The 25,285-nt window shown below is 68.6% G+C and carries 23 protein-coding genes and 3 tRNA genes; 15 read left to right on the plus strand and 11 right to left on the minus strand.

Going from position 1 to position 25,285, the window contains the following annotated elements:
• Positions 1-2 precede the first annotated feature (2 nt).
• From V5F48_RS10540 to V5F48_RS10550, 3 genes are all read right to left on the minus strand, one after another.
• Positions 3-2,135 carry a TRAP transporter permease gene (locus tag V5F48_RS10540; RefSeq protein ID WP_394258664.1) on the minus strand — a complete coding sequence of 711 codons (2,133 nt, stop codon included), beginning with the start codon at positions 2,133-2,135 and terminating at the stop codon, positions 3-5.
• 208 nt (positions 2,136-2,343) lie between these two features.
• Positions 2,344-3,321, minus strand: coding sequence for a TAXI family TRAP transporter solute-binding subunit (locus tag V5F48_RS10545; protein ID WP_394258665.1), 978 nt, complete (start codon positions 3,319-3,321; stop codon positions 2,344-2,346).
• A 288-nt stretch (positions 3,322-3,609) separates the two neighbouring features.
• Complete coding sequence (locus V5F48_RS10550; protein WP_394258666.1) at positions 3,610-4,386, minus strand: IclR family transcriptional regulator domain-containing protein; 777 nt, start codon at positions 4,384-4,386, stop codon at positions 3,610-3,612.
• A gap of 276 nt (positions 4,387-4,662) precedes the next feature.
• On the opposite strand from V5F48_RS10550, the gene pcaF reads away from it, so the two are divergent.
• The 6 genes from pcaF to bioB all read left to right on the plus strand — a co-directional run bounded on the left by pcaF (position 4,663) and on the right by bioB (position 9,605).
• Complete coding sequence (gene pcaF, locus V5F48_RS10555) at positions 4,663-5,868, plus strand: 3-oxoadipyl-CoA thiolase (RefSeq protein WP_394258667.1); 1,206 nt, start codon at positions 4,663-4,665, stop codon at positions 5,866-5,868.
• A 37-nt stretch (positions 5,869-5,905) separates the two neighbouring features.
• The gene (gene catC, locus V5F48_RS10560; RefSeq protein ID WP_394109096.1) at positions 5,906-6,181 is read left to right on the plus strand and encodes a muconolactone Delta-isomerase; all 276 of its coding nucleotides are present in this window, start codon (positions 5,906-5,908) and stop codon (positions 6,179-6,181) included.
• Positions 6,182-6,195: 14 nt separating this feature from the next.
• A complete protein-coding gene (locus V5F48_RS10565; protein WP_394258668.1) occupies positions 6,196-6,873 on the plus strand; it encodes a 3-oxoacid CoA-transferase subunit A in 678 nt (225 codons plus the stop codon).
• On the plus strand, positions 6,870-7,529 hold the full coding sequence (locus V5F48_RS10570) for a 3-oxoacid CoA-transferase subunit B (RefSeq protein WP_394258669.1): 660 nt from the start codon (positions 6,870-6,872) through the stop codon (positions 7,527-7,529). Before V5F48_RS10565 ends, V5F48_RS10570 begins: the two co-directional genes overlap by 4 nt.
• Before the next feature lie 153 nt (positions 7,530-7,682).
• A complete protein-coding gene (pcaD, locus tag V5F48_RS10575; RefSeq protein WP_394258670.1) occupies positions 7,683-8,483 on the plus strand; it encodes a 3-oxoadipate enol-lactonase in 801 nt (266 codons plus the stop codon).
• Between the two features lie 84 nt (positions 8,484-8,567).
• On the plus strand, positions 8,568-9,605 hold the full coding sequence (gene bioB / locus V5F48_RS10580; protein ID WP_394258671.1) for a biotin synthase BioB: 1,038 nt from the start codon (positions 8,568-8,570) through the stop codon (positions 9,603-9,605).
• Positions 9,606-9,647: 42 nt separating this feature from the next.
• On the opposite strand, the gene V5F48_RS10585 is transcribed toward bioB, so the two are convergent.
• Complete coding sequence (locus V5F48_RS10585; RefSeq protein ID WP_394258672.1) at positions 9,648-11,783, minus strand: ATP-binding protein; 2,136 nt, start codon at positions 11,781-11,783, stop codon at positions 9,648-9,650.
• Positions 11,770-12,153: a response regulator gene (locus V5F48_RS10590; protein ID WP_394258673.1), complete on the minus strand. Its 384-nt coding sequence runs from the start codon at positions 12,151-12,153 to the stop codon at positions 11,770-11,772. The genes V5F48_RS10585 and V5F48_RS10590 overlap by 14 nt, the downstream gene beginning before the upstream one ends.
• Before the next feature lie 591 nt (positions 12,154-12,744).
• Between V5F48_RS10590 and V5F48_RS10595 the strand changes: the two genes are divergently transcribed.
• Positions 12,745-13,563 carry a response regulator gene (locus tag V5F48_RS10595; RefSeq protein ID WP_394258674.1) on the plus strand — a complete coding sequence of 273 codons (819 nt, stop codon included), beginning with the start codon at positions 12,745-12,747 and terminating at the stop codon, positions 13,561-13,563.
• Between the two features lie 595 nt (positions 13,564-14,158).
• On the opposite strand, the gene V5F48_RS10600 is transcribed toward V5F48_RS10595, so the two are convergent.
• The 3 genes from V5F48_RS10600 to V5F48_RS10610 all read right to left on the minus strand — a co-directional run bounded on the left by V5F48_RS10600 (position 14,159) and on the right by V5F48_RS10610 (position 14,928).
• Positions 14,159-14,234: transfer RNA gene (locus tag V5F48_RS10600), tRNA-Ala, on the minus strand.
• Positions 14,235-14,308: 74 nt separating this feature from the next.
• Positions 14,309-14,384: transfer RNA gene (locus V5F48_RS10605), tRNA-Ala, on the minus strand.
• Positions 14,385-14,535: 151 nt separating this feature from the next.
• Positions 14,536-14,928, minus strand: coding sequence for a TIGR02300 family protein (locus V5F48_RS10610; protein WP_394109088.1), 393 nt, complete (start codon positions 14,926-14,928; stop codon positions 14,536-14,538).
• A gap of 273 nt (positions 14,929-15,201) precedes the next feature.
• On the opposite strand from V5F48_RS10610, the gene aroA reads away from it, so the two are divergent.
• Positions 15,202-16,572 carry a 3-phosphoshikimate 1-carboxyvinyltransferase gene (gene aroA, locus V5F48_RS10615; protein ID WP_394258675.1) on the plus strand — a complete coding sequence of 457 codons (1,371 nt, stop codon included), beginning with the start codon at positions 15,202-15,204 and terminating at the stop codon, positions 16,570-16,572.
• Positions 16,573-16,583: 11 nt separating this feature from the next.
• The gene (gene cmk, locus V5F48_RS10620; RefSeq protein WP_394258676.1) at positions 16,584-17,210 is read left to right on the plus strand and encodes a (d)CMP kinase; all 627 of its coding nucleotides are present in this window, start codon (positions 16,584-16,586) and stop codon (positions 17,208-17,210) included.
• A gap of 4 nt (positions 17,211-17,214) precedes the next feature.
• Here the strand turns inward: cmk and V5F48_RS10625 are convergent, their stop codons facing one another.
• Complete coding sequence (locus V5F48_RS10625; protein WP_394258677.1) at positions 17,215-17,991, minus strand: YkgJ family cysteine cluster protein; 777 nt, start codon at positions 17,989-17,991, stop codon at positions 17,215-17,217.
• A 196-nt stretch (positions 17,992-18,187) separates the two neighbouring features.
• On the minus strand, positions 18,188-18,487 hold the full coding sequence (locus tag V5F48_RS10630) for an antibiotic biosynthesis monooxygenase family protein (protein WP_394109085.1): 300 nt from the start codon (positions 18,485-18,487) through the stop codon (positions 18,188-18,190).
• Between the two features lie 465 nt (positions 18,488-18,952).
• Between V5F48_RS10630 and V5F48_RS10635 the strand changes: the two genes are divergently transcribed.
• Together V5F48_RS10635 and V5F48_RS10640 are read left to right on the plus strand one after the other, a co-directional pair.
• Complete coding sequence (locus V5F48_RS10635) at positions 18,953-19,366, plus strand: EVE domain-containing protein (protein WP_394258678.1); 414 nt, start codon at positions 18,953-18,955, stop codon at positions 19,364-19,366.
• Positions 19,333-20,022: a class I SAM-dependent methyltransferase gene (locus V5F48_RS10640; protein ID WP_394258679.1), complete on the plus strand. Its 690-nt coding sequence runs from the start codon at positions 19,333-19,335 to the stop codon at positions 20,020-20,022. The genes V5F48_RS10635 and V5F48_RS10640 overlap by 34 nt, the downstream gene beginning before the upstream one ends.
• A gap of 13 nt (positions 20,023-20,035) precedes the next feature.
• Here V5F48_RS10640 and V5F48_RS10645 read toward each other — a convergent pair whose 3' ends face one another.
• Positions 20,036-20,350, minus strand: coding sequence for an ArsR/SmtB family transcription factor (locus V5F48_RS10645; protein ID WP_394258680.1), 315 nt, complete (start codon positions 20,348-20,350; stop codon positions 20,036-20,038).
• An 85-nt stretch (positions 20,351-20,435) separates the two neighbouring features.
• Here V5F48_RS10645 and V5F48_RS10650 point away from each other — a divergent pair, with 85 nt between their 5' ends.
• The 4 genes from V5F48_RS10650 (at position 20,436) to V5F48_RS10665 (ending at position 25,093) form a co-directional block, all read left to right on the plus strand.
• Positions 20,436-20,639 carry a YgaP family membrane protein gene (locus V5F48_RS10650; protein ID WP_394258681.1) on the plus strand — a complete coding sequence of 68 codons (204 nt, stop codon included), beginning with the start codon at positions 20,436-20,438 and terminating at the stop codon, positions 20,637-20,639.
• Positions 20,640-20,677: 38 nt separating this feature from the next.
• Positions 20,678-21,682 (plus strand): efflux RND transporter periplasmic adaptor subunit, encoded by a 1,005-nt coding sequence (locus tag V5F48_RS10655; protein ID WP_394258682.1) that lies wholly within the window; start codon positions 20,678-20,680, stop codon positions 21,680-21,682.
• A gap of 1 nt (position 21,683) precedes the next feature.
• Entirely contained in the window at positions 21,684-24,905 is a 3,222-nt protein-coding gene (locus tag V5F48_RS10660; RefSeq protein WP_394258683.1) for an efflux RND transporter permease subunit, read from the plus strand.
• 112 nt (positions 24,906-25,017) lie between these two features.
• Positions 25,018-25,093 (plus strand) — tRNA-Ala (locus V5F48_RS10665).
• Positions 25,094-25,285 lie beyond the last annotated feature (192 nt).

Here is a 25,285-nt window from a genome sequence, read left to right on the forward strand (position 1 = left end):
GCTCAGTCCTGCGCGGACATGGGCTTGCGCGTGCACCAATAGTGCCAGGCGAGGAAGCCCACCGCCATGGTGAAGCCGGCCTCGTCGGTCAGGGGCAGGGCCACGATGAGCGCCGCCGCCGCCGCGAAGGCGAAGATGCGCTCCAGCGCGTTCAGCGGCCCCAGCAGATAGCCGGTGGCGGTGCCCGCCCACAGGATGATGGCCATGACCGCCTTCAGGAACACATAGACCACCGACGGCCAGAAGCCGATGGCCGCCGACATGGGGTCGCCGTCTTGCAGCATCAGGGCCGGCGAATAGACCGCCATGAACGGCACCACATAGCCGGCGAGGGCGATGCGGGTGGCGATCCAGCCGATAGCCTGCCCCGATGCCCCCGCGATGGGCGCGGCGGCGAACGCCGCCAGCGCCACCGGCGGGGTCAGGTCCGCCATGATGCCGAAGTAGAAGACGAACATGTGCGAGACGATGAGCGGCACCCCGAGCGACAGCAGCGCCGGCCCGGCGATGGAGGCGGTGATGATGTAGTTCGGGATGGTGGGCAGCCCCATGCCGAGGATCAGGCAGGCGATCATGGTGAGGACGAGGGACAGGAACAGGGAATTCTTGCCCACCTCCACCACGAAGGTGGCAAACGTGGTGGCCACCCCGGTCAGAGTGAACACGCCGATCATGGTGCCCACCAGCGCGCAGGCGATGCCCACGGGCAGCGCGTTGCGGGCGCCGTCCGCCATGCTCTCCAGGCTGATGCGCAGGGTCTCGCGCCCGCCCTTGACGAACAGCAGCAGCAGCACGAGCCCCGCCACCACCGCGGCGACACCATTGATGCCGTATTCAACGAAGCTTGCGGCGGCAAGGCCCAGCGCGATCCAGAACGCCACACGCAGGCCATAGGGACCGATCAGCCGCGCCACCGGGGCGCCGAGCACGATCAGCGCCGTGAGGGCAAGGCCCACCGTGCCCGCGAACAGCGGCGTGTAGCCGGAGAACAAAAGCCACACCAGCACCGCCAGCGGCAGGATCAGGTACCAGCGCGCCTTCAGCGCGGCCAGGGCGTTGGGGCACTGCTCCCGGGGCAGGCCGGTGAGGCCGCGTCGGCCGGCCTCCAGGTGCACCATGGCGAACACGGTGAAGAAATACAGGAACGCCGGGATCACCGCCGCCGTGGCGATGTCGGCATAGGGCACGTCGATGGTCTCGGCCATGATGAAGGCCACGGCGCCCATGACCGGCGGCATGATCTGCCCGCCCATGGAGGCGGTGGCCTCCACCGCGCCGGCGAAGGCCGGCTTGTAGCCGAAGCGCTTCATGAGCGGGATGGTGAAGGCGCCGGTGGTGACCACGTTGGCGACGCCGGAGCCGTTGATGGTGCCCATCAGCGCCGAGGAGATCACCGCCACCTTGGCCGGCCCGCCCTTGGCATGGCCCACCAGGCCCATGGCCACGTCGGTGAACAGCTGGACCATCCCCGCGCGCTCGAGAAAGGCGCCGAACAGGATGAACAGGAAGATGAAGGACGAGGACACATAGGTGGGGGTGCCGTAGATGCCCTCGGTGCCGAGGAACATCTGGTCCACCACCTGCACGAAATCGAACGGGCGATGATCCAGCGGCGCCGGCAGGTATTCGCCGAACAGGCCGTAGAGGATGAACATGCCGCACATGATGGGCAGCGAGGCGCCCATCAGCCGCCGCGAGCCCTCGAACACCAAAGCGACGGCCAGCGTGCCCACCACGATGTCGAGGGTGGAGGGATCGCCCGCGCGCTGGATCAGGTCCGCATAGAACACCCAGTGGTAGAGGCCGACCACGAACGACAGAAGGCCGAGTCCCCACAAGGCGAGCCGGCCGCCGCCGCCCTTGTGGTTGCCGGCGATGGCGAACACCACGAGCAGCAGGAAGCCCACATGCACCGAGCGCACGATCTGGCTCGGCAGCGGGCTCCAGGCCGCGGTGATGATCTGGAAGGTGGAGAAGGCCACCGCGATCCAGAACACCGCGCGCCCCCACCGGCCGGCGCCCCAGGTGAGGTCCAGCAGGGCGTCGTCCACCACCACGGGCGCGCCGTGGCCGGGCGTCCCAAGATCGTGGCTCACCGGCGGAACGGTGTCGGGGGTGTGCAGCGACGATGTCATGGAACCCGGCCTCCAACTGATCCCGGAGGAAATGCGCCGCGCACCGCGAGAGCGACGTGGCAATCGGCTCGCGTCATGGCGTGATGCCGAGGCCGGTCAGCGCTGCCCGTTCGAGCGACGTTCGTTTCAAGCAAGGACGCCACCTGCCGGATCGCGACGCGATCCGGCAGAAACCGGCCCAGGGTAAACCGGCTCAGAGTAAACCGGCTCAGGGCGTCACGCCCTTTTCCTTGAAATACTGCGCCGCGCCGGGATGGAACGCCACCGGCGCGCCCTTCATGGCGTTCTCGAGCTTGATGCTGCGGGCGGCGGAATGGGCGGCCGCCAGTTCCGGCAGGTTGTCGTAGATCGCCTTGGTGATGGCGTAGACGTCCTCATCCTTCATGCTGGCGCGGGTGACGAGGAAGTTGGGCACCGCGGCGGTGGCCACGTCCACGGATTGCCCCTCATAGGTGTTGGCCGGGATGGTGGCCTTGAGGTAGGGCGCGCCGATCTTGTCGACGATGGCGGCGGGCACCTCCACCACCACGATGGCCACCGAATTGGCGAGGTCCTTGATGGAGGCGACGCCGAGGCCGGACGATTGCAGCGTGGCGTCGAGCTGGCGGTTCTTCATCAGTTCCACGGATTCGGCGAAGGGCAGGTATTCCACCTTGCCGAGGTCGTCATATTTCAGCCCCGCGGCGCCGAGAATGGCGCGGGCATTCAATTCGGTGCCCGACCTCGGCGCACCCACCGAAAGGCGCCGCCCCTTGAGGTCGGCGATGGTGCGGATGCCCGACTCCTTGGAGGCGACGATCTGGATGTAGTTGGGATAGATGCCGCCCAGCGCGCGCACCTTGGTGAGCGGGGCCTTGAAGCCCGCCTCTTCCTTGCCGGCGGCACCGTCCGCCAGGCTGTCGGCGAGGGTGAAGGCCACCTCGCCCTTGCCCTGCTCGATCAGGTTCAGGTTCTCCACCGACGCCTTGGTGGCCTGCACCGAGGGCCGCGCGCCGGGCACCTTCTCGCCCACCAGCTTCGAGATGGCGACGCCGAGGGGATAATAGACGCCCGACGTGCCGCCGGTGAGGATGTTGACGAACTCGGCCCTTGCCGCCGCCGGCGCGAAGGCCAGCATGGATGCCAGGGCGATGGCGCCGAGGCGCGTGGCTTTGAAGGCGCGGGCGGTCGCGATGGTCGGCTTCACAGGCGTGCTCCCTTGCAACTCTTAATCGTTGTGGGGGAGGCTAGCGTTTCCTTCCGTCAAGGCCAGTGCCATTCTGCGGAATTAGACTAAAGTTTATACCGTTGACCGGATTCGGCGCGCCGAAGCTGGAGGACGGGCCGCCCCGCGAGCCCCCGCGAACCCTCGCGCCGCGCCGTTTTGATCCGCTAGAGCATTTTCAAGCGAAGTGGATACCGGTTCGCATAAAGAAAATGCGTAAACTCAATGATGTAGAGCGATTTCCGTGAGCCTGAGCGAACGGAAAACGCTCTACTGCGGCACCGCCGCAGAGATGCGCTGGGCGGCGTCGAGCAGCACCGGCAGGAAGCGCGTCTTCATGGTCTCGAGGGAGGTGCGCCCCTCGTGGGTGCTGACATTGAGCGCCGCCAGCACCTCCGAGCGGCGGTTCTTCACCGGCGCCGCGATGGAGCGCAGGCCCATCTCCAGCTCCTGGTCCACCAGCGTCCAGCCCTGCCGGCGGGAGGTCTCGATGGCGTCCTTCAGGGCCACCATGTTGGCCACCGTGCGCTCGGTGCGCCGCTCGATCTTCACCCGGTCGTAATAGGCGGCCAGCTCCGCCGGCGGCAGGCCGGCCAGCAGGGTGCGGCCCATGGAACTGCAATAGGCCGGCAGGCGACTTCCGATGCTGAGGCCGATGGTCATCACCCGCTCGGTGGGCACCCGCGCCACATAGACGATGTCGAGCCCGTCCAGCACCGCCAGCGAGCAGGATTCCTGCAACGCGTTCACCACGTCGCGCATGATGGGCTGGGCCACCTCCCACATGGGCAGGGAGGAGAGATAGGCAAAGCCCAGGTCCAGGACCTTGGGGCGCAGGGCGAAATACTTGCCGTCGGTCTCGGCATATTCCTCCCGCACCAGGGTGAGCAGGAAACGGCGCGCGGCGGCGCGGGTCATGCCGGTCTGCTGGGCCACCTCGGTCAGGGTCATGCGCGGCTTGTAGCGGCTGAAGGTGCGGATCACCTCCAGCCCGCGCACCAGGGACTGGACATAATCCTTGTCCTCGCCCGCCTGCACCTTCGTCATCCGCCCTCCCCCGATGCGGCGCGCCGGTCCGCAGGCGTCGCCCGACGGATCTAGCATTTGTTCGTATAACGCACAAGATATCCGATGATCGCGGGGCAGATGACCGGGAATTGCCAGCGCTGACGGCCGCGGGATGTGCCCTGTCCGATCGCGCTTCCTTTTCAAGTGCGTTCAGTTCCACCCACTCTTCACAAAACCCCCTTGACGGGCCCCACCTTCGGCCCGTATCAATTTTGCGAACTTAAGTTCGTATATCGCACAAAATGCGGGGAGACGATGAGCGACGCCTTCATCTGTGACGCGATCCGCACGCCCATCGGGCGCTATGCTGGCGCCCTCTCCTCGGTGCGGCCGGACGATCTGGCGGCCCATGTGATCCGCGCCCTGGCCGCGCGCAGCCCCGGCCTCGACGCCGCACAGGTGGAGGACGTGATCCTCGGCTGCGCCAACCAGGCCGGCGAGGACAACCGCAACGTGGCCCGCATGGGCGCCCTGCTCTCCGGCCTGCCCATCGCGGTGCCCGGCTCCACCATCAACCGCCTGTGCGGCTCCGGCATGGATGCGGTGGGCACCGCCGCCCGCGCCATCAAGGCGGGCGAAACCGACCTCATGATCGCCGGCGGCGTGGAAAGCATGAGCCGCGCCCCCTTCGTCATGGGCAAGGCCGACAGCGCCTTCTCCCGCGCCGCGAAGATCGAGGACACCACCATCGGCTGGCGCTTCGTGAACCCGGCCATGAAGGCCCTGCACGGGGTGGATTCCATGCCCGAGACCGCCGAGAACGTGGCGCAGGATTTCCAGATCAGCCGCGCCCGGCAGGACGCCTTCGCGCTGGAGAGCCAGCGCCGCGCCGCCGAGGCCTGGGCGCAGGGCCGCTTCGCCGACGAGATCGTCGCGGTCAGCATCGCCCAGCGCAAGGGCGACCCCAAGGTCTTCGACCGCGACGAGCACATGCGCCCCGACACGACGCTTGAAGACCTCGCCCGCCTCAAGGGCGTGGTGAAGCCCGACGGCACCGTGACCGCCGGCAATGCCTCCGGTGTCAATGACGGCGCGGCGGCCCTGCTGCTGGCTTCCGCCGCCGGGGTGGACAAGCACGGGCTGACCCCGCGCGGGCGCGTGATCGCCATGGCCACCGCCGGCGTGCCGCCGCGCATCATGGGCATGGGGCCAGCCCCCGCCACCCGCAAAGTGCTGGAGAAGGCGGGCCTCACCCTCGCGGACATGGACGTGATCGAGCTGAACGAGGCGTTCGCCGCGCAGGCCTGCGCCGTGCTCTCCGACCTCGGCCTGCCGGATGACGCCGCCCATGTGAACCCCAATGGCGGCGCCATCGCGCTTGGCCATCCGCTCGGCATGTCGGGGGCGCGGCTCATCACCACCGCGCTCTACCAGCTCCACCGCACCGGCGGGCGCTACGCCCTTTGCACCATGTGCATCGGCGTCGGCCAGGGCATCGCCACCATCATCGAGCGGGTGTGACCCCCGCCGCTCCCCCTATCAACAAAGGCGCACCGCCATGCTGTTCCATGTGGAGATGACCGTGAAGATCCCCCACGATTTTCCGGCGGAGAAGGCCGACGCCATCAAGGCGGCGGAAAAGGCCTATGCCCAGGACCTGCAGCGACAGGGCAAGTGGGTGCATCTGTGGCGCGTGGCCGGGCGCTATTCCAACGTCTCCATCTTCGACGTGGAGAGCGTGGACGAGCTGCACACCCTGCTCTCCTCCCTGCCGCTCTTCCCCTTCATGGACATCACTGTGACGGCGCTGGCGCGCCACCCGTCGGCGATCTAAAGGAGCGCGCGCCCATGATCGACAAGACCAGGCCCGACACCCAGAGCTGCGTCGCCGACATCCCGGACGGCGCGACCCTGCTGGTCGGCGGCTTCGGCGGCGCCGGCATGCCCCACGAACTGATCGAGGCGGTGATCGCCCGCGCGCCGAAGGAGCTCACCATCATCTCCAACAATGCCGGCAACGGCACCACCGGGCTGGCCGCGTTGCTGGCGGCGGGGCTGGTGAAGAAGGTGGTGTGCTCGTTCCCGCGCCAGGCGGATTCCTTCGTGTTCGACCAGCTCTATCGCGACGGCAAGCTGGAGCTGGAACTGGTGCCCCAGGGCAACCTGGTGGAGCGCATCCGCGCCGGCGGGGCCGGCATCGGCGCCTTCTTCACCCCCACCGGCTACGGCACCCCCATCGCGGCCGGCAAGGAGACGCGGCAGATCGACGGGCGCAACTATGTGCTGGAATATCCGCTGAAGGCCGACTTCGCCCTCATCAAGGCCCACCGCGGCGACCGCTGGGGCAACCTCACCTATCGCAAGACGGCGCGCAATTTCGGGCCGGTCATGGCCACCGCCGCCACCGTCACCGTGGCGCAGGTGGAGGACATCGTCCCCCTTGGGACGCTCGATCCGGAAAACATCGTCACCCCCGGCGTGTTCGTGGACCGCCTGGTGGCCATCGGCACGGGAGCCGCCCAATGAGCGACATCGCCACCGCCTTCACGCCCTGGACGCGCGCCGAGATGGCGCAGCTCATCGCCGCCGACATCCCGGACGGGGCCATCGTCAACATCGGTATCGGCATGCCCGAGCTGGTGGCGGACGCGCTGCCGCAGGACAAGGAAATCCTGCTCCACAGCGAGAACGGCATCCTCGGCATGGGCCCCAAGCCCTCGCCCAACGAGGTGGATTTTGACCTCATCAACGCCGGCAAGCAGCCGGTGACGCTGCTCGACGGCGGCGCCTTCTTTGACCACAGCTTGTCGTTCGCCATGATGCGCGGCGGCCACCTGGACATTGCCGTCCTCGGCGCCTTCCAGGTGGCGGTGAACGGCGACCTCGCCAACTGGGCCACCAACGATCCCAACGCCATCCCCGCGGTGGGCGGCGCCATGGACCTCGCCGTGGGCGCCCGCAACGTGTTCGTGATGATGGAGCTGCTCACCAAGAAGGGGGACTCCAAGCTGGTGGAGCACTGCACCTATCCGCTCACCGGCCTTGGCTGCGTCTCGCGCGTCTATACGGACCACGGCGTCATCGACATCACCCCAGAGGGCTTCGTGGCGCGCCTGCTGCCGCCGGGCCTGAGCCTCGACGACCTGAACGCGCGCGCCGGCATCGAGATCCGCGCCAGCTGAGCGCGGCACGCGGCGCCCCGCCCGGCCGCCCCCCATTGCGTCGCCCATTGCGTCGCACGGCCCGCCCCTTGCGCCGGGGCGGCCGGGCGGCTTTCCTCACCCCCGATCGCCCCGCCGGACCGGCGGCGCCCCCTTCCTGCCGGAGACAGCCGGATGCCCTTCATCGCCGCCGGAGAGATCACCACCCACTACGCGCTCGAAGGCCCGCAGGGCGCCCCCGTGCTGCTGCTCGCAAATTCGCTCGGCACCAGCTTCCAGGTGTGGGACGAGGTGATGGCCGAGCTTGCGGCGGCCTTCCGGGTGCTGCGCTACGACATGCGCGGCCACGGCCTGACCGACGCGACGCCGCTACCCGACGACGGCACCGGCTATTCCATCGCCCTGCTCGCTGCCGACGCGCTGGCGCTGCTGGATGCCCTCGGCATCGAAAAGGCCCATGTGTGCGGGCTCTCCATCGGCGGCATGGTGGCCCAGCACCTGGCGGCGACCGCGCCCGCGCGGGTGGACAGGCTGGTCCTGTGCGACACCGCCGCCCTCATCGGCCCCGCCTCGGTGTGGGACGAGCGCATCGCCGGCATCCGCCGCGACGGGCTCGCCGCCATCGCGCCGGGGGTGATGGGACGCTGGTTCACGGAAGCCTTCCGGGAGAAGGCGCCGCAGCTCATGCGCGGCTATGCCAACATGGTGGCCCGCACCACGCTGGAAGGCTATCTCGGCTGCGCCATGGCGGTGCGCGACGCCGATTTGCGCGCAGCCGCGGCCACCATCGCCGCGCCCACCCTCGTCATCGTCGGCGACCAGGACCCGGCGACACCCCCCGCCTCCGCGCAGGCGCTGGCCGCGTCCATTCCCGGCGCCCGGCTGGAGGTGATCGCTGAAGCCTCCCACATTCCCTGCGTGGAGCAGCCCGCCGCCCTCGCCCGCGTGCTGGTGCCGTTCCTGACCGCCGCCTGACGGGCCGACCAGGGGAGGATTGCGCCGCATGTGCGTTGCGGCGTAATCCTAGCCTCCAGATCGGGGAAACCTCAGGAGCAACGCATGACCACGAGCACCGGCACGAGCACCGGGACCGGAACCGCCCTCGCGGCGGAGGGGAGCCAGCTGCGCTCCGACTGGACCGAGGCCGAAGCCCGGGCGCTCTACGACCTGCCCTTCCCCGAACTTTTGTTCCGCGCCCAGAGCGCGCACCGCCGCCATTTCGATCCCACCACGGTGGAGACGGCGACGCTGCTCTCCATCAAGACCGGCGGCTGCGCCGAGGATTGCGGCTACTGCTCCCAGAGCGCCCACCACGAGACCGGCCTGAAGGCCACCAAGCTCATGGGCGTCGATGAGGTGCTGTCGCAGGCGCAGGCGGCGAAGGATGGCGGCGCCACCCGCTTCTGCATGGGCGCCGCCTGGCGCAGCCCCAAGGATCGCGACCTCGACGCCGTCTGCGCCATGATCTCGGGCGTCAAGGCCATGGGCCTTGAAGCCTGCGTGACCCTGGGCATGCTCACCCCCGATCAGGTGACGCGCCTGGGCGCCGCCGGCCTCGACTATTACAACCACAATATCGACACCTCGCCCGCCTTCTACCCCGAGATCGTGACCACCCGGACCATGGACGACCGGCTGGATACGCTTGCCTCGGTGCGGGCGGGCGGCATCCGGCTGTGCACCGGCGGCATCGTCGGCATGGGCGAGAGCGTGGACGACCGCATCGCCATGCTGCTGGTGCTCGCCACCCTCGATCCCCATCCCGAGAGCGTGCCGCTGAACATGTGGAACGCCATCGAGGGCACCCCGGTGATGGGCAAGGCCGACAAGCCGGACCCCATCGCCTTCGTGCGCCTCATCGCGCTGGCGCGCCTGCTGATGCCCAAGAGCATCGTGCGCCTCTCCGCCGGCCGGGACGCCATGAGCGACGAGACGCAGGCCCTGTGCTTCCTCGCCGGGGCCAATTCCATCTTCACCGGCGACGTGCTTTTGACCACCGGCAATCCGGAGCGGGACAAGGACGCGGCGCTGTTCGCGCGCCTCGGCATCCGCGCCGCCGGCCCCGCCGGAACCGAGATGCGCTCCGCCGCGGAATGAGGGGTCCGGGACGCCGGCCCAGGAGAGGCGCTGTGGAACGCCTCAGCCCTCCGCCGCGCGGGGCTGGGCCGGTGCCGCCAGGCGGGCCGGAAGCCGGATGCTGAAGATGGCGCCCTCGGACCCGTTGCGGACCGAAAGCCTGCCGCCGTGGTCGCGAATGATGCCGAAGCTCACCGACAGGCCCAGGCCAGTCCCCTTGCCCGGCGGCTTGGTGGTGAAGAACGGCTGGAAGATCCGCTCCACCACCGCCTCCGGGATGCCGCCGCCGTTGTCGGCGACCTCGATCAGCACCTGTTCCGGTGCGCCAGTCCTTGCCTCGCGGGCGATGCGCACGCCGATCCGGCCGGCGAAGGGCTCCCCCGAGTGCCCCCCTAAGTACGCGCCCAACTGCTCCCGCAGGACGGCGCGGCGCTCGTTGATGGCATCGCGCGCATTCTGGAGCAGGTTGATGATCACCTGCTCCAGCTGATCCTGGCGGCAGAGCACTTCGGGCAGGTCCGGCTCGAACAATGGGATCACCTCGATCTCGTCCAGGCGGAAATGGGCGCCCACCACCTGCAGGGCGCCCTCCACCGCATGGGTGGGCTGCGAGGGCTGAAGCTGCTCCTCGCTGGTGCGGCCGAAGATGCGCATGTGGTCGATGATGCGGCTCATGCGCACCGTCTGCTGGATGATGCGGTCGAGCTTGGCGGAAAGATGCTCCGCCGGCAGCCCCATCTTCAGGCCGGTCAACGCATTGGACGCCGCCAGCCGGATCACGCCGAGGGGCTGGTTGATCTCATGGGCGAGCCCCGTCGCCACCTCGCCCAGGGAGGCGAGCTTCGACATCTGGTAGAGCTTGTTCTCCTCCATCCGCCGCTCGGTTCGATCGACGGCGAAGACCACCATGTCCTGCTCCTCTCCCGGCGACGAGACCCGCTCCATGCCCTGGAGCGGCGCCACCACCATCTCCACCTCCAGTTCGCTGCTGCCGTCGGACAGGTGCTCGTCCCGCAGTTGCGGCTCCCTGAGCCCGCGGACCAGGGCGCGGAAGCGGCCGCTGGCGAGATAGCGGCGCAGCACGGGCGACAGGGCCGAGTTGGACGTGGTGCCCACCTCGCTCGCGCCCGCGGCGGTGACATGCATGACGGCGACGCCCGGCACGCGGCTGATGGCTTCCAGCACGTTTGCCTCGCGCTGGCGCGCCAGGGCCTGCACCTCGTTGGCCTTCAGCCGCTTCTGCAGGTTCAGGTAGCGCCCGCCCAGGAGAACCACGATGAGCAGCGCAATGGAAAGACCCAGCGCCGTGCTCCAGATGGCGGCGCGGAACTCGTCCGACTGTTGCTGCACATGGGCCAGCGCATAGGCCACAGTCACCAGGATGGGGTATTTCCCGGAGGCGACGGTGTATCCCACCCGCGCAACGCCATCGACGACGCTCACCTCCTCATAGGTGGCCCCGCCATGCGCGAGGGCGGCCTGGAAGGCCGGGCTCGCGGACACGTCATCGCCGAAGCTGGTGGTCCCGGCGGCCCGGGCACGCACGATGCCGTCGCGGCCGACGAGGGCGATCAGCATGCCGTCCTCGGTCCGAAGCTGCTTGTAGAAATCGATGAAGTCGCTGATGGCGTAGGATGCCACCGCCACGCCGGAAAACCGGCCCGAGTCATCCACAAGCGGCCGGGCAAGCGGGATTCCCCATTTTTTGGACAGCAGACCCAGCACCGGCTTGCTGATGAAGAGACCCGCATGGACCGAATCACGGCCGAGGTGGGTCCGCATGTAGTCACGCCCCGACAGGTCTTTCTGCTCGACGCCCGCGGTGGGCAGGCTGCTGGCGATCAACGCGCCCGCGCGGTCGGTGACGCTCACCTGGAGCACGGCGGGGGGCAGGCTCAGGCCGCGCAGCATCGCATGGACCTGCACCGGCGTGGCGGAAGCCTCATAGGTCCTTGCGATATGCAGGAGCAGACCGTCGACGGGCGCGATGGCCTGCTCGAAACTGCGCATCAGCAGGGTCGCGGTGCGCCGGGCATTGGTCTCGGCCTCGTCGCGCTCGGCCCTGCTGTGCAGCTGGTACAGCACGAGCGCAGCCACAAAGGGGATGACACCCACGAGGACGACGAGGCCGCCCAGCATCAGCGTGACGGGATCGAAGAGGCCCCGCAAGCCGTCGCCGCGGGTGTCAGACGCCGTCATCCCTGCCGCCATCCAGTTCCGCCAGCGCCGCACACAGATCCTCGAAGGCCAGCGGCTTGGCAAAGCATCGCACCGCGCCGCCCACGCACGCCTGAGCCATATCGCGAGGGGCGGCGTGGCCGGTCATCATCAGGAAATCGATCTTGCGCCCGGGAAAGGCATCTTGAACAGCCTTGATCAGCGTGATGCCATCCATGTCCGGCATGCGCATGTCGGTGAGGATGATACCGATGGAGGGCTCGCGCCGAAGCGTGGCAATGGCCTCGGCGCCCCGTCCGACCGAAATCGCCGAAACGCCGCGAAAGCCCAGCGCCTCGACCAGTTCCTCGAGGTAGTCAAGCTCGTCATCAACCACCAGAAGCCGGTCCATGCGTCACCGCTCACGACCATTGCCGGCAACCGAAGCCGGACGTCTCAGGTTGGACCGACCTGAACGGTGGGGGTGGCGGCGGGGAATGACGGCCTGACCGGCCTGATGACGAAGCCACCGGATCACGCCAGTGCGCTGCGCACGGCCAGTTCGGGAACGAAATGCACAACGAGGGGGCGGTAGCGTCAAGCCGAATTCAATTCATATCGGATTGATCGGGGAACCGAACTCATGCGGCCTTCGTATAGGAGCTGGGTCTACACCAAAGGCCCGTACCCGTGTCACATTCCAAAGCCCCGGTCTTCGACCGGAGCCGGGAGGGTTTTACTTGGATACCGGCGAACTTTCGTCAGGCCCGACGAGGCGCCTGTGGTCGAGGGGGTTACAGAAAGGTCGTGACGCGTTTGAGGACTTGTCGCTCAAAGCCAGAGTGGTTGATTGCGTCCAGAGCTCTTGCGTCCAGAGCTCTTGCATCCAAAACGCTCGGGATTTCAGAAAAGTTCAGCTTGCCGAGGTCTTCGGGCTGCTGAAAACTTGGTCTTAAAAACAGGCGGGCACGGCGGTGCGAGGACTCGCGAACCGGAGGAGATGATGGACGGCCAGATCAAGACGGCCCCTCGCGTATTGCTGGTGGACGACGATCCAGACGTGTTGATCGAATTGCAGGAAGGCCTCGGCCTGCTGGGCATTGCGTCCCTGACCGCCAGCACTGCGGTCGATGCGCTTGATCTCGTGCAGCGTAACGACGACCTTAAAGTCATCGTCACCGACCTGCAGATGCCGCGCATCGATGGCATCGAGTTGTTGCGGAAGCTCTCGGTGCAGCGGCGCAAGCACCCCATGGCAGCCATCGTCATCACCGGCCACGCCTCCCTCGACCGTGCGGTGGGGGCGCTGCGGCTGCAGGCGGTGGATTTCCTGCAGAAGCCGCTTGCCACCGAGGAGGTCGCCCATGCCATCACCCGCGCCTTCGCTCTGGTGGAGGACGCGGCTGCCGAGCTGGAAGCGCAAGCGCCCCCGGAAAGCCACGGTCCCCATCCCCCCGATCTGCGTGCCCATTACCTGCGTGCCCATTACCTGCGTGCCCTGGTGGCCGCCCGCGCCGACCGCGACGCCATCTTTCAGGCGGGTCTGTTTTCCGACCCGGCATGGGAGATGATGCTCGATCTCGCCGTGGCGGAGGCAAGCCAGCGCCCCATCTCTGTCACCAGCCTGTGCATCGCCTCCGGCGCGCCCGCCACCACCGCCTTGCGCCGCATCGATGACCTGGAGGCGGCCGGGCTCGTGACCCGCACGCCCGACGCCTGCGACCGGCGGCGCATCATCGTCGTTCTCACCGATCACGGGCGCGGGCGCATGGAGGCGTTCGTGCGCCGCCAGGCCGACCGCTTCGGCATCACTCTGGATTGATCTCCGCCGGCGTCTGCCCGCGCGGGCGGCGGCGCCCGCGGATCAAGGGAGGAGCGAGGGAAAGGAGCAAGAGGGAGAGAGGGCACCTTACTCCGGGAGCCGGAACGGGTCGGATGGCACCGCGGACGGCCACCACCCGACCCCCCCACCCCGTGCCGGTCAGGGCTTGGCACGGGATCCCGGCAGGCGCGCCCGACGCGAGACCGGCAGGGCGCGGGCGGCGCATGGATCGATACAATTCGGCTCTAGAGCGCTTTCCGTTCGCACGAGCTCACGGCAATCGCTCTAGATTTTTGTATTGACGCATTTTCTTCACGCGAACCGGTATCCACTTCGCTCGAAAACGCTCTAGCACGCACGATCGGGGAGTGCGTTGGGAGACTGATCCAAAAGGGACCGAATCCGCCACGCCCGATCCCATGTTGGCCTCGCTTGAAAAAAGCCCTGGGGACGGAAGCAGGCGCGGCCGCGCCGGCCACGGCGATTCGCGCCATCCCGCCCTGATTCGCCCGCGATCAGACACGCCGCTTCCTGCCTCTCAAAGCGTCGGCGCGCGGCGTGCGGTCAGGGGGTGTTGCGGCGGGGGACGGTGAAGTGGTGGAGCCAGGCGGAATCGAACCGCCGACCTCTTGAATGCCATTCAAGCGCTCTCCCAACTGAGCTATGGCCCCACGCGGGGAAGCGTGGTCGCGTCCGGGACGATCCGGGCGAACCCGAACCGCGTGCCGCACGCTTATGGGAAATTTGGTGGAGCCAGGCGGAATCGAACCGCCGACCTCTTGAATGCCATTCAAGCGCTCTCCCAACTGAGCTATGGCCCCACTTAACCGCGGCCTGCGCGCAGGACGCTCCGTTGGGGGGAGACGCCTTGTCTGCGTGCCGGGAAATCCGCGGCGGATGCTTGGTGAACCTTGATCGTGAAACCGGGTCCGCCGAGCGAGAGCGGCCTTTAAGCACAGGCCGCGTCGGGTATCAAGCCTCTTCGTCGTCCTCGAGGGCTTCACCGATGAGATCGGAGACGTCGTCCCCATCATCTTCGTCTTCTTCGAGGAAGGTGTCGTCGTCACCGGCCTCGATGTCGTCGTCCACGTCCACATCGTCGCCCACGACCACCTTGGCGGGGGCGGCGGCTTCCTCGTCGGCCTCCTCGAGGCTGATGACCTCGGCCTCGGTGTCCTCGGTTTCCACCTCCTCGACCGGGCCACGCGGCTCGGCTCGGCTCGACCCGCGGACGGCGGGCTCGAAATAGGATCGCGGATAGGACTCCCCCGTGAACGGCGACACGACGGGGTCCTTATTCAGGTCGTAGAACTTGCGCCCCGTAACAGGACAGATGCGCTTCGTGCCGAGTTCAGCTTTCGCCACGGCAAAGATCCTCGGAAGGGCTAAACAGGAGCGTGCTCCATTGGCGCCAGACGTATCCCCTGTCAAGGGCCGATCATCAGGCAAGCGCGGGGCGGTGACGCCTCGCCGCGCCCTGTGCTAGAGCACGCGACGGTCGGCTTGCACGGCGAGGCGAGTGGATACGGCTCTCCGCGAGCCGGCGTGCCAACGCAAAACCATCGCCCGGCAAACCATCGCCCAGCCGTCATCGCCCAAGATGCCAACGCTTGACGCCAACGCTTGAGGAAGGCCCCCATGTCCGCCACCCGCAGCGCCGCTCCCGCCTCCGGCCACGGCGACGGCCCGGCTGAGCCCGCGACCGCCCTTCGCTCCCCTGCGCTCACCGGCCGCGTGCGCGTGCCGGGCGACAAGTCGGTGTCGCACCGCGCGCTGATCTTCGGCCTGTTCGCGGAGGGCATCACCCGCATCACCGGCCTGCTGGAAGGCGAGGACGTGCTGAACACGGCCAAAGCCTGCGCCGCCCTTGGCGCGCGCGTCACCCGCCGCGGCCCCGGCGACTGGGAGGTGGAGGGCGCCGGCGCCGACGGGCTCTCCTCCCCCGCCGCCCCGCTGGATTTCGGCAATTCCGGTACCGGCGTGCGCCTGATGATGGGCGCCGTGGCCGGGCAGGACGTGACCGCCACCTTCGACGGCGACGCCAGCCTGCGGCGGCGGCCCATGAAACGCGTGCTGGACCCGCTCACCGCCATGGGCGTGGAAATCGTGGACAGCGCCGAGGGCGGGCGCCTGCCCCTCACCCTCAGGGGCAGCGACACCACCAGGGCCATCACCTACGAGACCCCGATGCCGTCCGCGCAGGTGAAGTCCGCGGTGCTGCTGGCCGGCCTCGGCGCCGCGGGCGAGACCGTGGTGATCGAGCGCGAGGCCACCCGCGACCACACCGAGCGGATGCTCGCCCATTTCGGCGCCGACGTGCGGGTGGAGCCCCATGGCGCCCACGGCCGCCGCATCGCGCTCAAGGGCCGGCCCACCCTGGTGGCGGCCCCCGTGGACGTGCCGGCGGACCCCTCCTCCGCCGCCTTCCCGCTGGTGGCGGCGCTGATCGTGCCCGGCTCCGACGTGACATTGACCGACGTGATGATGAACCCGCTGCGCACCGGCCTCATCACCACGCTCATCGAAATGGGCGCCAGCATCGAGGTGGTGGCCGAGCGCACCGAGGGCGGCGAGCATGTGGCCGACCTGCGGGTGCGCCATTCCCGCCTGAAGGGCGTGGAGGTGCCGCCCGAGCGCGCACCGGCCATGATCGACGAATATCCCGTCCTCGCCGTGGCCGCCGCCTTCGCCGAGGGCGTCACCGCCATGCGCGGCCTCTCCGAGCTGCGGGTGAAGGAAAGCGATCGCCTGGCGGCGGTGGCGGACGGCCTTGCCGCCTGCGGCGTGGCCCATGAGGTGGTGGGGGACGACCTCCTCGTCACCGGCGCCGCCACGGTCAAGGGCGGCGGTCCGGTGGCCACCCACATGGATCATCGCATCGCCATGTCATTCCTGGTGCTGGGCCTTGCCAGCGAAGAGGGCGTGAGCGTGGACGACGTGGCTTTCATCGCCACCTCCTTCCCCACCTTCATGCCCATGATGCGCGCCCTCGGCGCCGTCATCGCGTGAGGATTGCAGCCGTGGTCATCGCCATCGACGGGCCGGCGGCCTCCGGCAAGGGCACCCTGGCCCGCCGGCTCGCCGCGCATTACGGCCTGCCCCACCTCGACACCGGCCTGCTCTACCGGGCCGTGGGGGCCATCGTGCTGGCGCAGGGGCGGCTTCAGGACGAGGCGGCCTCGGTGGAGGCCGCGCGGGCGCTGGACGTGGCGACGCTCGATCCCGAGGCCCTGCGCACGGCGGAATTGGGCGAGGCCGCCTCGGTGGTGGCGGCACGCGGCGGCGTGCGCGCGGCGCTGCTGGATCTCCAGCACCGATTCGCGGCCCAACCCGGCGGCGCAGTGCTGGACGGGCGGGACATCGGCACCGTCATCTGTCCGACGGCGCAGGCCAAGCTGTTCGTGACGGCGACGCCGGAGGTGCGCGCCGAGCGGCGCCACCGCGAACTGATCGGACGGGGCGAGGACGTGGCCTACGACACCATCCTGGCGGACATCCGCAAGCGCGACGAGCGTGATTCGGCCCGCGCCGCCGCGCCACTGGTGCAGGCGGACGACGCGGTGCTGCTCGACACCTCGGCGCTGGACATCGCCCAAGCGTTCGCCGCGGCCCTCGCCATCGTGGAGGCGCGGGGGGCCGGGCGGTGAGGCGTCAGGCCTTCAGCCGGTCGAAGGTGCGCGCCATCTCCTCGCGGCTCACATGATCGATGATGGCGGGCTCGAACACATCGGTGCCGGCGGCGAAGGCCGCTTCCGCATCGCTGCGTGCCAAGGCGATCCGCAGCGCGCCCACCAGATCGTAGAGCGCCCAGGGGTGGCCGGCATCGCGCAGCGCCGATTGCAACGCGCCTTGCACCAGCGCGCGCACCGTGCGGTGTGATTCGGAGACCGGCACCTCGTCGGCCTCGCCCTCCAGGGCGGCGACGCAGGCTTCCTCGTTGAACGAGACGTACCCCCGGCACGCCAGCGGGCGCACCGGATAGATCACGCAGATGCCGTCCACCAGGAACGGGCATTCGCGCCCCAGCGCCATGGTGCCGGACGTCTCGGGAGTGGCGACCGACGCGGCGGCGAGGCGCGCGGGCAGGTCGATGCCCACCTTGCGGAAGCCCTCCGCCATGGCCCGCACATAGCGCGCCACCATCAGCACCTCGGGGGCCGTGGCCACCACCTGGATGCGGCAACAGGTGCCGCAGCCCTTGCGGCAGGCCAGCGGCGGAAGATCCTTGGTCTGCTCGGCCACGTTGTGCTCGTAGCTGGAAAAGGCCTGCATCCAGATGCGGTCGAGAAAATTCGCCGCGCCCTTGTTGGCCCCGAGGGTGGTGCCGAAGGCGGAATGCTGGACCCGGAAGAACACGGCCGGCCCGGCCTCCCCGTTCGCATCCTGCTCACCTGTCTCCTCTGCCCGCCCCTCTGAAGCGTTCGCCACGGCAAGCCTCCAAAACTGCCATCCGCCCGCAAAGGGCGCGCGCAACGCTCTCCGAGGCGGTGAGCCGGCGCATTGAGATGGAACAAGCTATGTTTCGTCGGGCATAACGATCAACATGGGGAAACTGCGTAGGGCGGGCTTACGCGACCGTCGAGGAAGGAGAACCCGCACCGGCACGGCGCGGGTTCCTGATGCCTCAGAAGAAGGAGCCGACCACGCTGGTGTGCTCCACCGACGGCGCGCTGGCGAAATGGGGGCTGGCGAGGCGGCGCCATTCCTGGAATTCGGGGGCATTGCGGAAGTGGACCATGTGGTCCTCCACGCTGTCCCAGGTCACCACGAGATAATAGCAGCTGGGCTTTTCCACCGAGCGCTCGAGCGACAGGCCGCGGCAGCCGCGCGACTTCTGGAAGAACGGGGCGGCTTCCTTCACCGCGGCTTCGAAAGCCGATTCCGAGCCTTCCTTGATGTCGAGCGTGGCGATCTCATAGACCATGATGTTTTCCTTCCCAGTGGCGGCCCGTCCGCGCCGCCGCGCGGGACATTAAGGCTTCGCCCCGTCGAGGCAAGATCACCCGCCGCCGGACCTGAGGCCCGCCAACACGCTCGCCGGTCGTATCTCAGTTTGAAAAGAAACGCCGTCGGCCCCCTCTCCCGCTTGCGGGGGAGGGCTGGGGAGGGGGAGGGACTGCGCATCGGCACCGACGGCGCCAAGGAAAACCACCTGTTGCCCCCACCCTGCCCTCCCCCGCCTGAACTCGGCTGTTGCCGAGTTCAGCTCCTGAGGACCGAAACCGGAAAAATCCGGCTTCGGTCGGGAGAGGGTTCCATTGTGCCCGGTCGAAGCAGCAGAACTTCAACTGGGACACCACCCCACTCGCCAACACACTTGCCAATGGACTTGCCAAGCCGGGATGGAAGAGGCAAACCCGCACCATCATTGCGAAACACGAGCTTTGCCATGGCCCATTGGCTCTACAAGTCCGAACCCTTCAAATGGTCGTGGGACATGCAGGTGAAGGCCGGCGCCAAGGGCACCCACTGGGACGGGGTGCGCAACCACCTCGCCAAGCAGCAGCTGCTGGCCATGAAGAAGGGCGACAGGGGCCTCTTCTACCATTCCAACGAGGGCAAGGAGGTCGTCGGCATCGTGGAGGTCATCAAGGAGGCCTACCCCGACCCCTCCGACCCCTCGGGCAAGTTCTTCATGGTGGACATCAAGGCGGTGAAGCCCTTCAAGACCCCGGTGACGCTGGCCGCCGTCAAGGCCGAGCCCCGGCTCCAGGAGATGGCGCTCATCAAGTTCTCCCGCCTCTCGGTGCAGCCGGTGAGCGATGAGGAATGGGATATCGTCTGCGGGATGGGCGGGGTGTGAGAGCGCCCATCGCCGACCCGCTCGCCTTCATCCGCGCCGAAACCCGCCTGAACCCGGTGCCGCTGGTGCCGGAAATCTCGCTCTACATCGCCGACGAGGCGGTGCCCATCTGGCAGCGCACCGAGGAAGAACTGGGCGAAATGGGCCTGCCGCCGCCGTTCTGGGCCTTCGCCTGGGCCGGCGGGCAGGCGCTGGCGCGGCATGTGCTCGACCATCCCGAAACGGTGGCGGGCCGCAGGGTGCTGGATTTCGCCTCCGGCTCCGGCCTCGTGGGCATCGCCGCCATGAAGGCGGGAGCGGCGGCCGTCACCTGCGCCGATATCGACCCCTTCGCCCGCGCCGCCATCGGCCTCAACGGGCAGGCCAACGGCGTGCTCCTCACCGCCACCGACCACGACCTCATCGGCACGGACGACGGCTGGCAGACCGTGCTCGCCGGCGACATCGCCTATGAAAGGGACCTGTCCGCGCGGGTGTTCGACTGGCTGATCGCCCTGTCCGCGCGCGGCGCCACCGTGCTCATCGGCGATCCCGGCCGCACCTATCTGCCGAAGGACCGGCTGGAGCACCTCGCCGCATACGCCGTGCCGGTGACGCGGGAGCTGGAGGACATGGAGATCAAGCGCACCAGCGTCTGGCGGCCGCGCGCCGCGTAAACTGGCACCCCCCTCAGCACGGCCCCTGCGCCTTGCTGCTGCAGAAGGCCTTGTGCAGCGCCTCGATGATGTGGAGCACTTCCTCGCGGGCGATGCGGTAGTGAACGCTGGTCCCCTCGCGGCGGGCCTCCACCAGCCCGTCGGCGCGCAGGCGCATGAGTTGCTGGGACATGGGCACCTGCTCGATGCCCAGTTCGTCCCGCAACTGGCCCACCGACTTCTCCCCGCTGCCCAGCGCGCACAGCACCAGCAGGCGCTGCGGATGGGACAGGCTGCGCATCAATTCGGCCGCCCGTTCCGAAGCGGGCATCATATCAACAACATTCATGATCTTGAATTTATGATATTTGAATGTTAAGTGCAAACGATCATGCACGGGCACGGGGTCCGCGCGTTTTCGAGGAACTAGGATAATGTCGGTTGATCGCGCCGTCATGTTGTTTGCCGGGATCATGGTGCTCGCCTCCCTCGGCCTCGGCCTTTTCGTCTCCCCGCACTGGTTCTGGCTCACCGCCTTCGTGGGCGCGAACCTGATGCAGGCCTCCGTCACCGGCTTCTGCCCGGCCGCCATGGTGCTGAAGAAGCTGGGCCTGAAGCCCGGCGTCGCCTTCTCCTGAGCCCACGCCCGGCGCCGGCCGGGCTGAAGAGACCCAATATGCACCTGCCCTCCCTCGCGCTCCTTGCAGCGCTCCTCGCCTCTTCCGCCGCATGGGCGGGGGATTTCACCGTGCGCCTGGAGCGGGTGCCGGAGCTGAAAGCCGTATTCGGCGAGGTGGAAAGCCGCACCGTGGTGCCCGCCCGCGCCCGCATCGGCGGCACCTTGCGCGCGGTCTCGGTGTCCGAGGGCAGCCTGGTGAAGGAAGGCGACGAGATCGCCTTGGTGGTGGACGACAAGCTCGCCCTCTCCCTCAATGCCGCCGAGGCCAAGATCAAGGAGCTGAAGTCCCAGCTCGAAAACGCCCGCGTGGAGCTGGACCGCACCCAGCAGCTCGTCGCCAGGGGCGTCGCCAGCCAGAGCCGGCTCGATACGGGCAAGACCCTGTTCGACGTGGCCACCAACCAGGTCACCGCCGCCGAGGCCGACCGCGCCGTGGTGCTCCAGCGCGCCCGCGAGGGCGCGGTGGTGGCCCCGGCCGACGGGCGGGTGCTCACCGTTCCGGTGACGCCGGGCAGCGTGGTGCTGGCCGGCGACGAGATCGCCCGCATCGCCTCCGGCCCCTATTACCTGCGCCTCAGCCTGCCCGAGCGCCACGCTGCCGACATCCGCGAGGGCGGCAGCGTGCGCATCGGCCGGCGCGGCATCACCGAGGATACGGCCGGAACGCCGGCCACCGCACGCCTCGGCCGGGTGGTGAAGGTCTATCCGGAAATCACCGCCGGCCGGGTCATGGCCGACGTGGAGGTGGACGGCCTCGGCGATTATTTCGTCAACGAGCGCACCCTGGTGTGGGTGGAGATCGGCCGCCGCGCCGTGCTCGCCATCCCCCCAGCCCTGGTCTCGACCCGCCACGGCATCGATTATGTGCGCGTCGCCACGCCGCGCGGCGGCCTCGACGTGCCCGTGGTGCTGGGCGCCCGCCTGACCGACGCCGGCGGGGAGCGGGTGGAAGTGCTCACCGGCCTTGCCGACGGCGACCAGATCCAGGCCCCGGGGCACTGACATGACCGAACAGCCCCCCCGCCCCCTCGGCCTCGCCGGCGTGCTGACGCGCGCCTTCATCACCTCGCCGCTGACGCCGCTGCTGCTCATCGCCGCCTTCGCCTTCGGCCTCATCGCGCTCATCACCCTGCCGCGCGAGGAGGAGCCGCAAATCTCCGTGCCCATGGTGGACATCTCGGTCTCGGCCCAGGGCCTGAAGGCGGAAGACGCGGTGAAGCTCGTCACCGAGCCGCTGGAAACCATCGTCAAGGCCATCGACGGGGTGGAGCACGTCTATTCCACCACCCAGGACGACGGCGTCATCGTCACCGCCCGCTTCCTCACCGGCACCAGCCCGGATGCCGCCATCCTGCGCGTGCACGAGAAGGTGCGGGCCAATCTCGACCGCATGCCGGTGGGCATCACCGAGCCGCTCATCGTCGGGCGCTCCATCGACGACGTGGCCATCCTGGTCCTCACCCTGACGCCGAAGCCGGAGGCGGCGGAGCGCTGGACCGCCAACGCCCTCACCCGCGTCGCCCGCGAGCTGCAGGCGGACATCGCCAAGCTGCCGGACATCGGCCTCACCTACATGGTGGGCGAGCAGCCGGAGGAGATCCGCGTCGCCCCCGATCCGGAGCGCCTGTCGCTCTACGGCATCACCCTCGCCCAGCTCGCCGGCAAGCTGGAGGGCGCCAACCGCACCTTCAACACCGGCACCGTGCGTGAGGCGGCCTCCCAGCGCACCCTCGTCGCCGGCCAGACGCTCCAGACCCCGGCCGAAATCGGCAACATCCTGCTCACCGCCCGCGACGGCCGTCCGGTCTATGTGCGCGACGTGGGTGAGGTGACCCTGGCCACCGACACCGCCGAGAGCCGCGTCTTCCATGTGGCGAAGACGGCGGAGGGCCTTGCCCGCCGCCCCGCCGTGTCGCTCGCCATCGCCAAGCGGCCCGGCACCAATGCGGTGGTGATCGCCGAACAGGTGCTGCGCCAGATCGAGGCCGCCCATGGGGGTACCCTGCCGGCGGACGTGGAGGTGCAGGTCACCCGCAATTACGGCGAGAGCGCCAACGAGAAGGCCAACGAGCTGCTGCTGCATCTCGGCCTCGCCACCGTGTCCATCGTGGTGCTGGTGGGATTTGCCATCGGCCGGCGCGAGGCGCTGGTGGTGGCGGTGGTGATCCCCACCACCATCCTGCTCACCCTCTTCGCCGCCCGCCTCATGGGCTACACCCTCAACCGGGTGAGCCTGTTCGCGCTCATCTTCTCCATCGGCATCCTGGTGGACGACGCCATCGTCGTCATCGAGAACATTGCCCGCCACTGGGCCATGAAGGATGGCCGCACGCGCGCCGAAGCCGCCATCGACGCGGTGGCGGAGGTGGGCAACCCCACCATCGTCGCCACGCTCACCGTGGTGGCGGCGCTGCTGCCCATGCTGTTCGTGTCCGGCATGATGGGGCCGTACATGAGCCCCATCCCCGCCAATGCCTCGGCGGCCATGGTGTTCTCCTTCTTCGTGGCGGTGGTGCTCACCCCCTGGCTGATGCTGAAGCTCGCCGGCCGGGACACCGGCGCCGTCCTCCATGCCGAGGCGGCGGACGGCGGGCGGCTCGGGCGCTTCTATCGCCGCGTGGCCGCGCCCATCCTCGCCTCGCGGGCACGCTCGGGGGCTTTCCTCGCCGTGGTCGGGGTGGCGACGCTGGCCTCCCTGAGCCTGTTCTACACCCAGGGCGTGACGGTGAAGCTCTTGCCGTTCGACAACAAGACCGAGCTGGCCGTCATCCTCGACCTGCCCGCCGATACCTCGGTGGAGACCACCAACCGCACCCTGCAGGACATGGTGAACGCGCTGGCGGACCTGCCGGAGGCGGTTTCGTTCCAGACCCACGCGGGCACGGCGGCGCCCTTCAACTTCAACGGGCTGGTGCGCCATTACGGCCTGCGGTCCGCGCCCCGGCAGGGCGACATCGAGCTCACGCTCCAGCCCAAGGGCGAGCGCAGCCGGGCCAGCCACGCCATCGCCCTCGACGTGCGCGAGCGGCTGGAAGCCATTCCCCTGCCCGCCGGCAGCGCGCTGAAGGTGGTGGAGCCGCCCCCCGGCCCACCGGTGCTGGCGACACTACTCGCCGAGATCTACGGCCCCGACCCGGACACCCGGCGCGCGGTCGCCCGCAAGGTGCGCCAGGCGTTCGAGAGCGTGCCCTTCATCGTGGACGTGGACGACAGCTTCGGCACGCCGGGCGAGCGGGTGCGCCTCGCCATCGACCAGGACAACCTCGAATTCTACAAGGTGGAGCAGGGCGACGTTTACGACGCCATCCGCTCCGTCTTCACCGGGGCGACGCTGGGCTATTCCCATCGCGGCGGCGGGCGGGCGCCCATCCCCATCCGCCTCGCCTTGCCCAAGGGCGAGCAGGCGGTGGAACCGCGCACCCTCGCCACTCCGGTGCCCGCCAACGCCCTGCCCGGCGGGCGCGGCGTGGTGGAGCTGGGCGACGTGGTGCGCGTGGTGCGCGAGCCGGCCTCCTTCCCCATCTTCCGCCATAACGGCCGCGCCGCCGAGATGGTCTCCGCCGACCTCGCCGGGGCCTATGAGGCTCCCGTCTACGGCATGCTGGCGGTGTCGAAGGCGCTGGACGCGGCGGATTTCGGCGACCTGCCGAAACCTCAGATCACCCTTCACGGCCAGCCCACCGACGAAAGCCGGCCGACCCTGCTGTGGGACGGGGAATGGGAGGTGACCTATGTGACCTTCCGCGACATGGGTGCCGCCTTCGGCGTGGCCATCCTCGGCATCTACATCCTGGTGGTGGCGCAGTTCGGCTCGTTCAAGCTGCCGCTGGTGATCCTGACGCCCATCCCGCTCACCTTCATCGGCATCATGGCGGGGCACTGGCTGTTCGGTGCGCCGTTCTCGGCCACCTCCATGATCGGCTTCATCGCGCTGGCGGGCATCATCGTGCGCAATTCCATCCTGCTGGTGGACTTCATCCGCCACGCCCGCGCGCCGGGCCGCCCCCTCACCGACGTGCTGCTGGAGGCGGGCGCCATCCGCTTCAAGCCGATCCTGCTCACCGCGCTCGCGGCCATGATCGGGGCGGCGGTGATCCTCACCGATCCCATCTTCCAGGGCCTCGCCATCTCGCTGCTGTTCGGCCTCGCCTCCTCCACCGCGCTGACGGTGCTGGTGATCCCGGCCATCTACGTGGTGCTGCGGGGCGAGCGGAAGACGGCCTGAGCCAAGGGTGAGCCAAGGCTTTGGTGGACAGCGCGGCGATGGCACGGATTTCGCGCCCCGGGGCGCTTGACAGCATGGGGGCCCAACTCATAAATGGCGCCTCCCATGGATCGGGGCCGTAGCTCAGATGGGAGAGCGCTGCAATCGCACTGCAGAGGTCAGGGGTTCGATTCCCCTCGGCTCCACCATTTAAATGACATAAGCTATTGAAATATAACGGGTTTCTGACGCTCGATTCGCATCAACCCCACTACTAACCCCACTGCGTGACACTGGCTTTGGGCGAATGCTCACGGACACATCCGGACGATTGTCCCCTGAAATGGGAAGGGGCCATCCGGTGGACAGCCCCTTAGATAACCCCTGCTTCGGCGCCCGAA

It is taken from the genome of Xanthobacter autotrophicus ATCC 700552 (assembly GCF_043194565.1).
GTDB lineage: Bacteria > Pseudomonadota > Alphaproteobacteria > Rhizobiales > Xanthobacteraceae > Xanthobacter > Xanthobacter autotrophicus_F.

Excerpts from the sequence above, each read along its gene's own strand:
- V5F48_RS10540 (WP_394258664.1), bottom strand. The coding sequence starts at position 2,135 with ATGACATCGTCGCTGCACACCCCCGACACCGTTCCGCCGGTGAGCCAC.
- V5F48_RS10550 (WP_394258666.1), bottom strand. The coding sequence starts at position 4,386 with ATGACGAAGGTGCAGGCGGGCGAGGACAAGGATTATGTCCAGTCCCTG.
- pcaF (WP_394258667.1), top strand. The coding sequence starts at position 4,663 with ATGAGCGACGCCTTCATCTGTGACGCGATCCGCACGCCCATCGGGCGC.
- catC (WP_394109096.1), top strand. The coding sequence starts at position 5,906 with ATGCTGTTCCATGTGGAGATGACCGTGAAGATCCCCCACGATTTTCCG.
- V5F48_RS10565 (WP_394258668.1), top strand. The coding sequence starts at position 6,196 with ATGATCGACAAGACCAGGCCCGACACCCAGAGCTGCGTCGCCGACATC.
- V5F48_RS10570 (WP_394258669.1), top strand. The coding sequence starts at position 6,870 with ATGAGCGACATCGCCACCGCCTTCACGCCCTGGACGCGCGCCGAGATG.
- pcaD (WP_394258670.1), top strand. The coding sequence starts at position 7,683 with ATGCCCTTCATCGCCGCCGGAGAGATCACCACCCACTACGCGCTCGAA.
- bioB (WP_394258671.1), top strand. The coding sequence starts at position 8,568 with ATGACCACGAGCACCGGCACGAGCACCGGGACCGGAACCGCCCTCGCG.
- V5F48_RS10585 (WP_394258672.1), bottom strand. The coding sequence starts at position 11,783 with ATGACGGCGTCTGACACCCGCGGCGACGGCTTGCGGGGCCTCTTCGAT.
- V5F48_RS10590 (WP_394258673.1), bottom strand. The coding sequence starts at position 12,153 with ATGGACCGGCTTCTGGTGGTTGATGACGAGCTTGACTACCTCGAGGAA.
- V5F48_RS10595 (WP_394258674.1), top strand. The coding sequence starts at position 12,745 with ATGGACGGCCAGATCAAGACGGCCCCTCGCGTATTGCTGGTGGACGAC.
- aroA (WP_394258675.1), top strand. The coding sequence starts at position 15,202 with ATGTCCGCCACCCGCAGCGCCGCTCCCGCCTCCGGCCACGGCGACGGC.
- V5F48_RS10630 (WP_394109085.1), bottom strand. The coding sequence starts at position 18,487 with ATGGTCTATGAGATCGCCACGCTCGACATCAAGGAAGGCTCGGAATCG.
- V5F48_RS10635 (WP_394258678.1), top strand. The coding sequence starts at position 18,953 with ATGGCCCATTGGCTCTACAAGTCCGAACCCTTCAAATGGTCGTGGGAC.
- V5F48_RS10640 (WP_394258679.1), top strand. The coding sequence starts at position 19,333 with ATGGGATATCGTCTGCGGGATGGGCGGGGTGTGAGAGCGCCCATCGCC.
- V5F48_RS10645 (WP_394258680.1), bottom strand. The coding sequence starts at position 20,350 with ATGAATGTTGTTGATATGATGCCCGCTTCGGAACGGGCGGCCGAATTG.
- V5F48_RS10650 (WP_394258681.1), top strand. The coding sequence starts at position 20,436 with ATGTCGGTTGATCGCGCCGTCATGTTGTTTGCCGGGATCATGGTGCTC.
- V5F48_RS10655 (WP_394258682.1), top strand. The coding sequence starts at position 20,678 with ATGCACCTGCCCTCCCTCGCGCTCCTTGCAGCGCTCCTCGCCTCTTCC.
- V5F48_RS10660 (WP_394258683.1), top strand. The coding sequence starts at position 21,684 with ATGACCGAACAGCCCCCCCGCCCCCTCGGCCTCGCCGGCGTGCTGACG.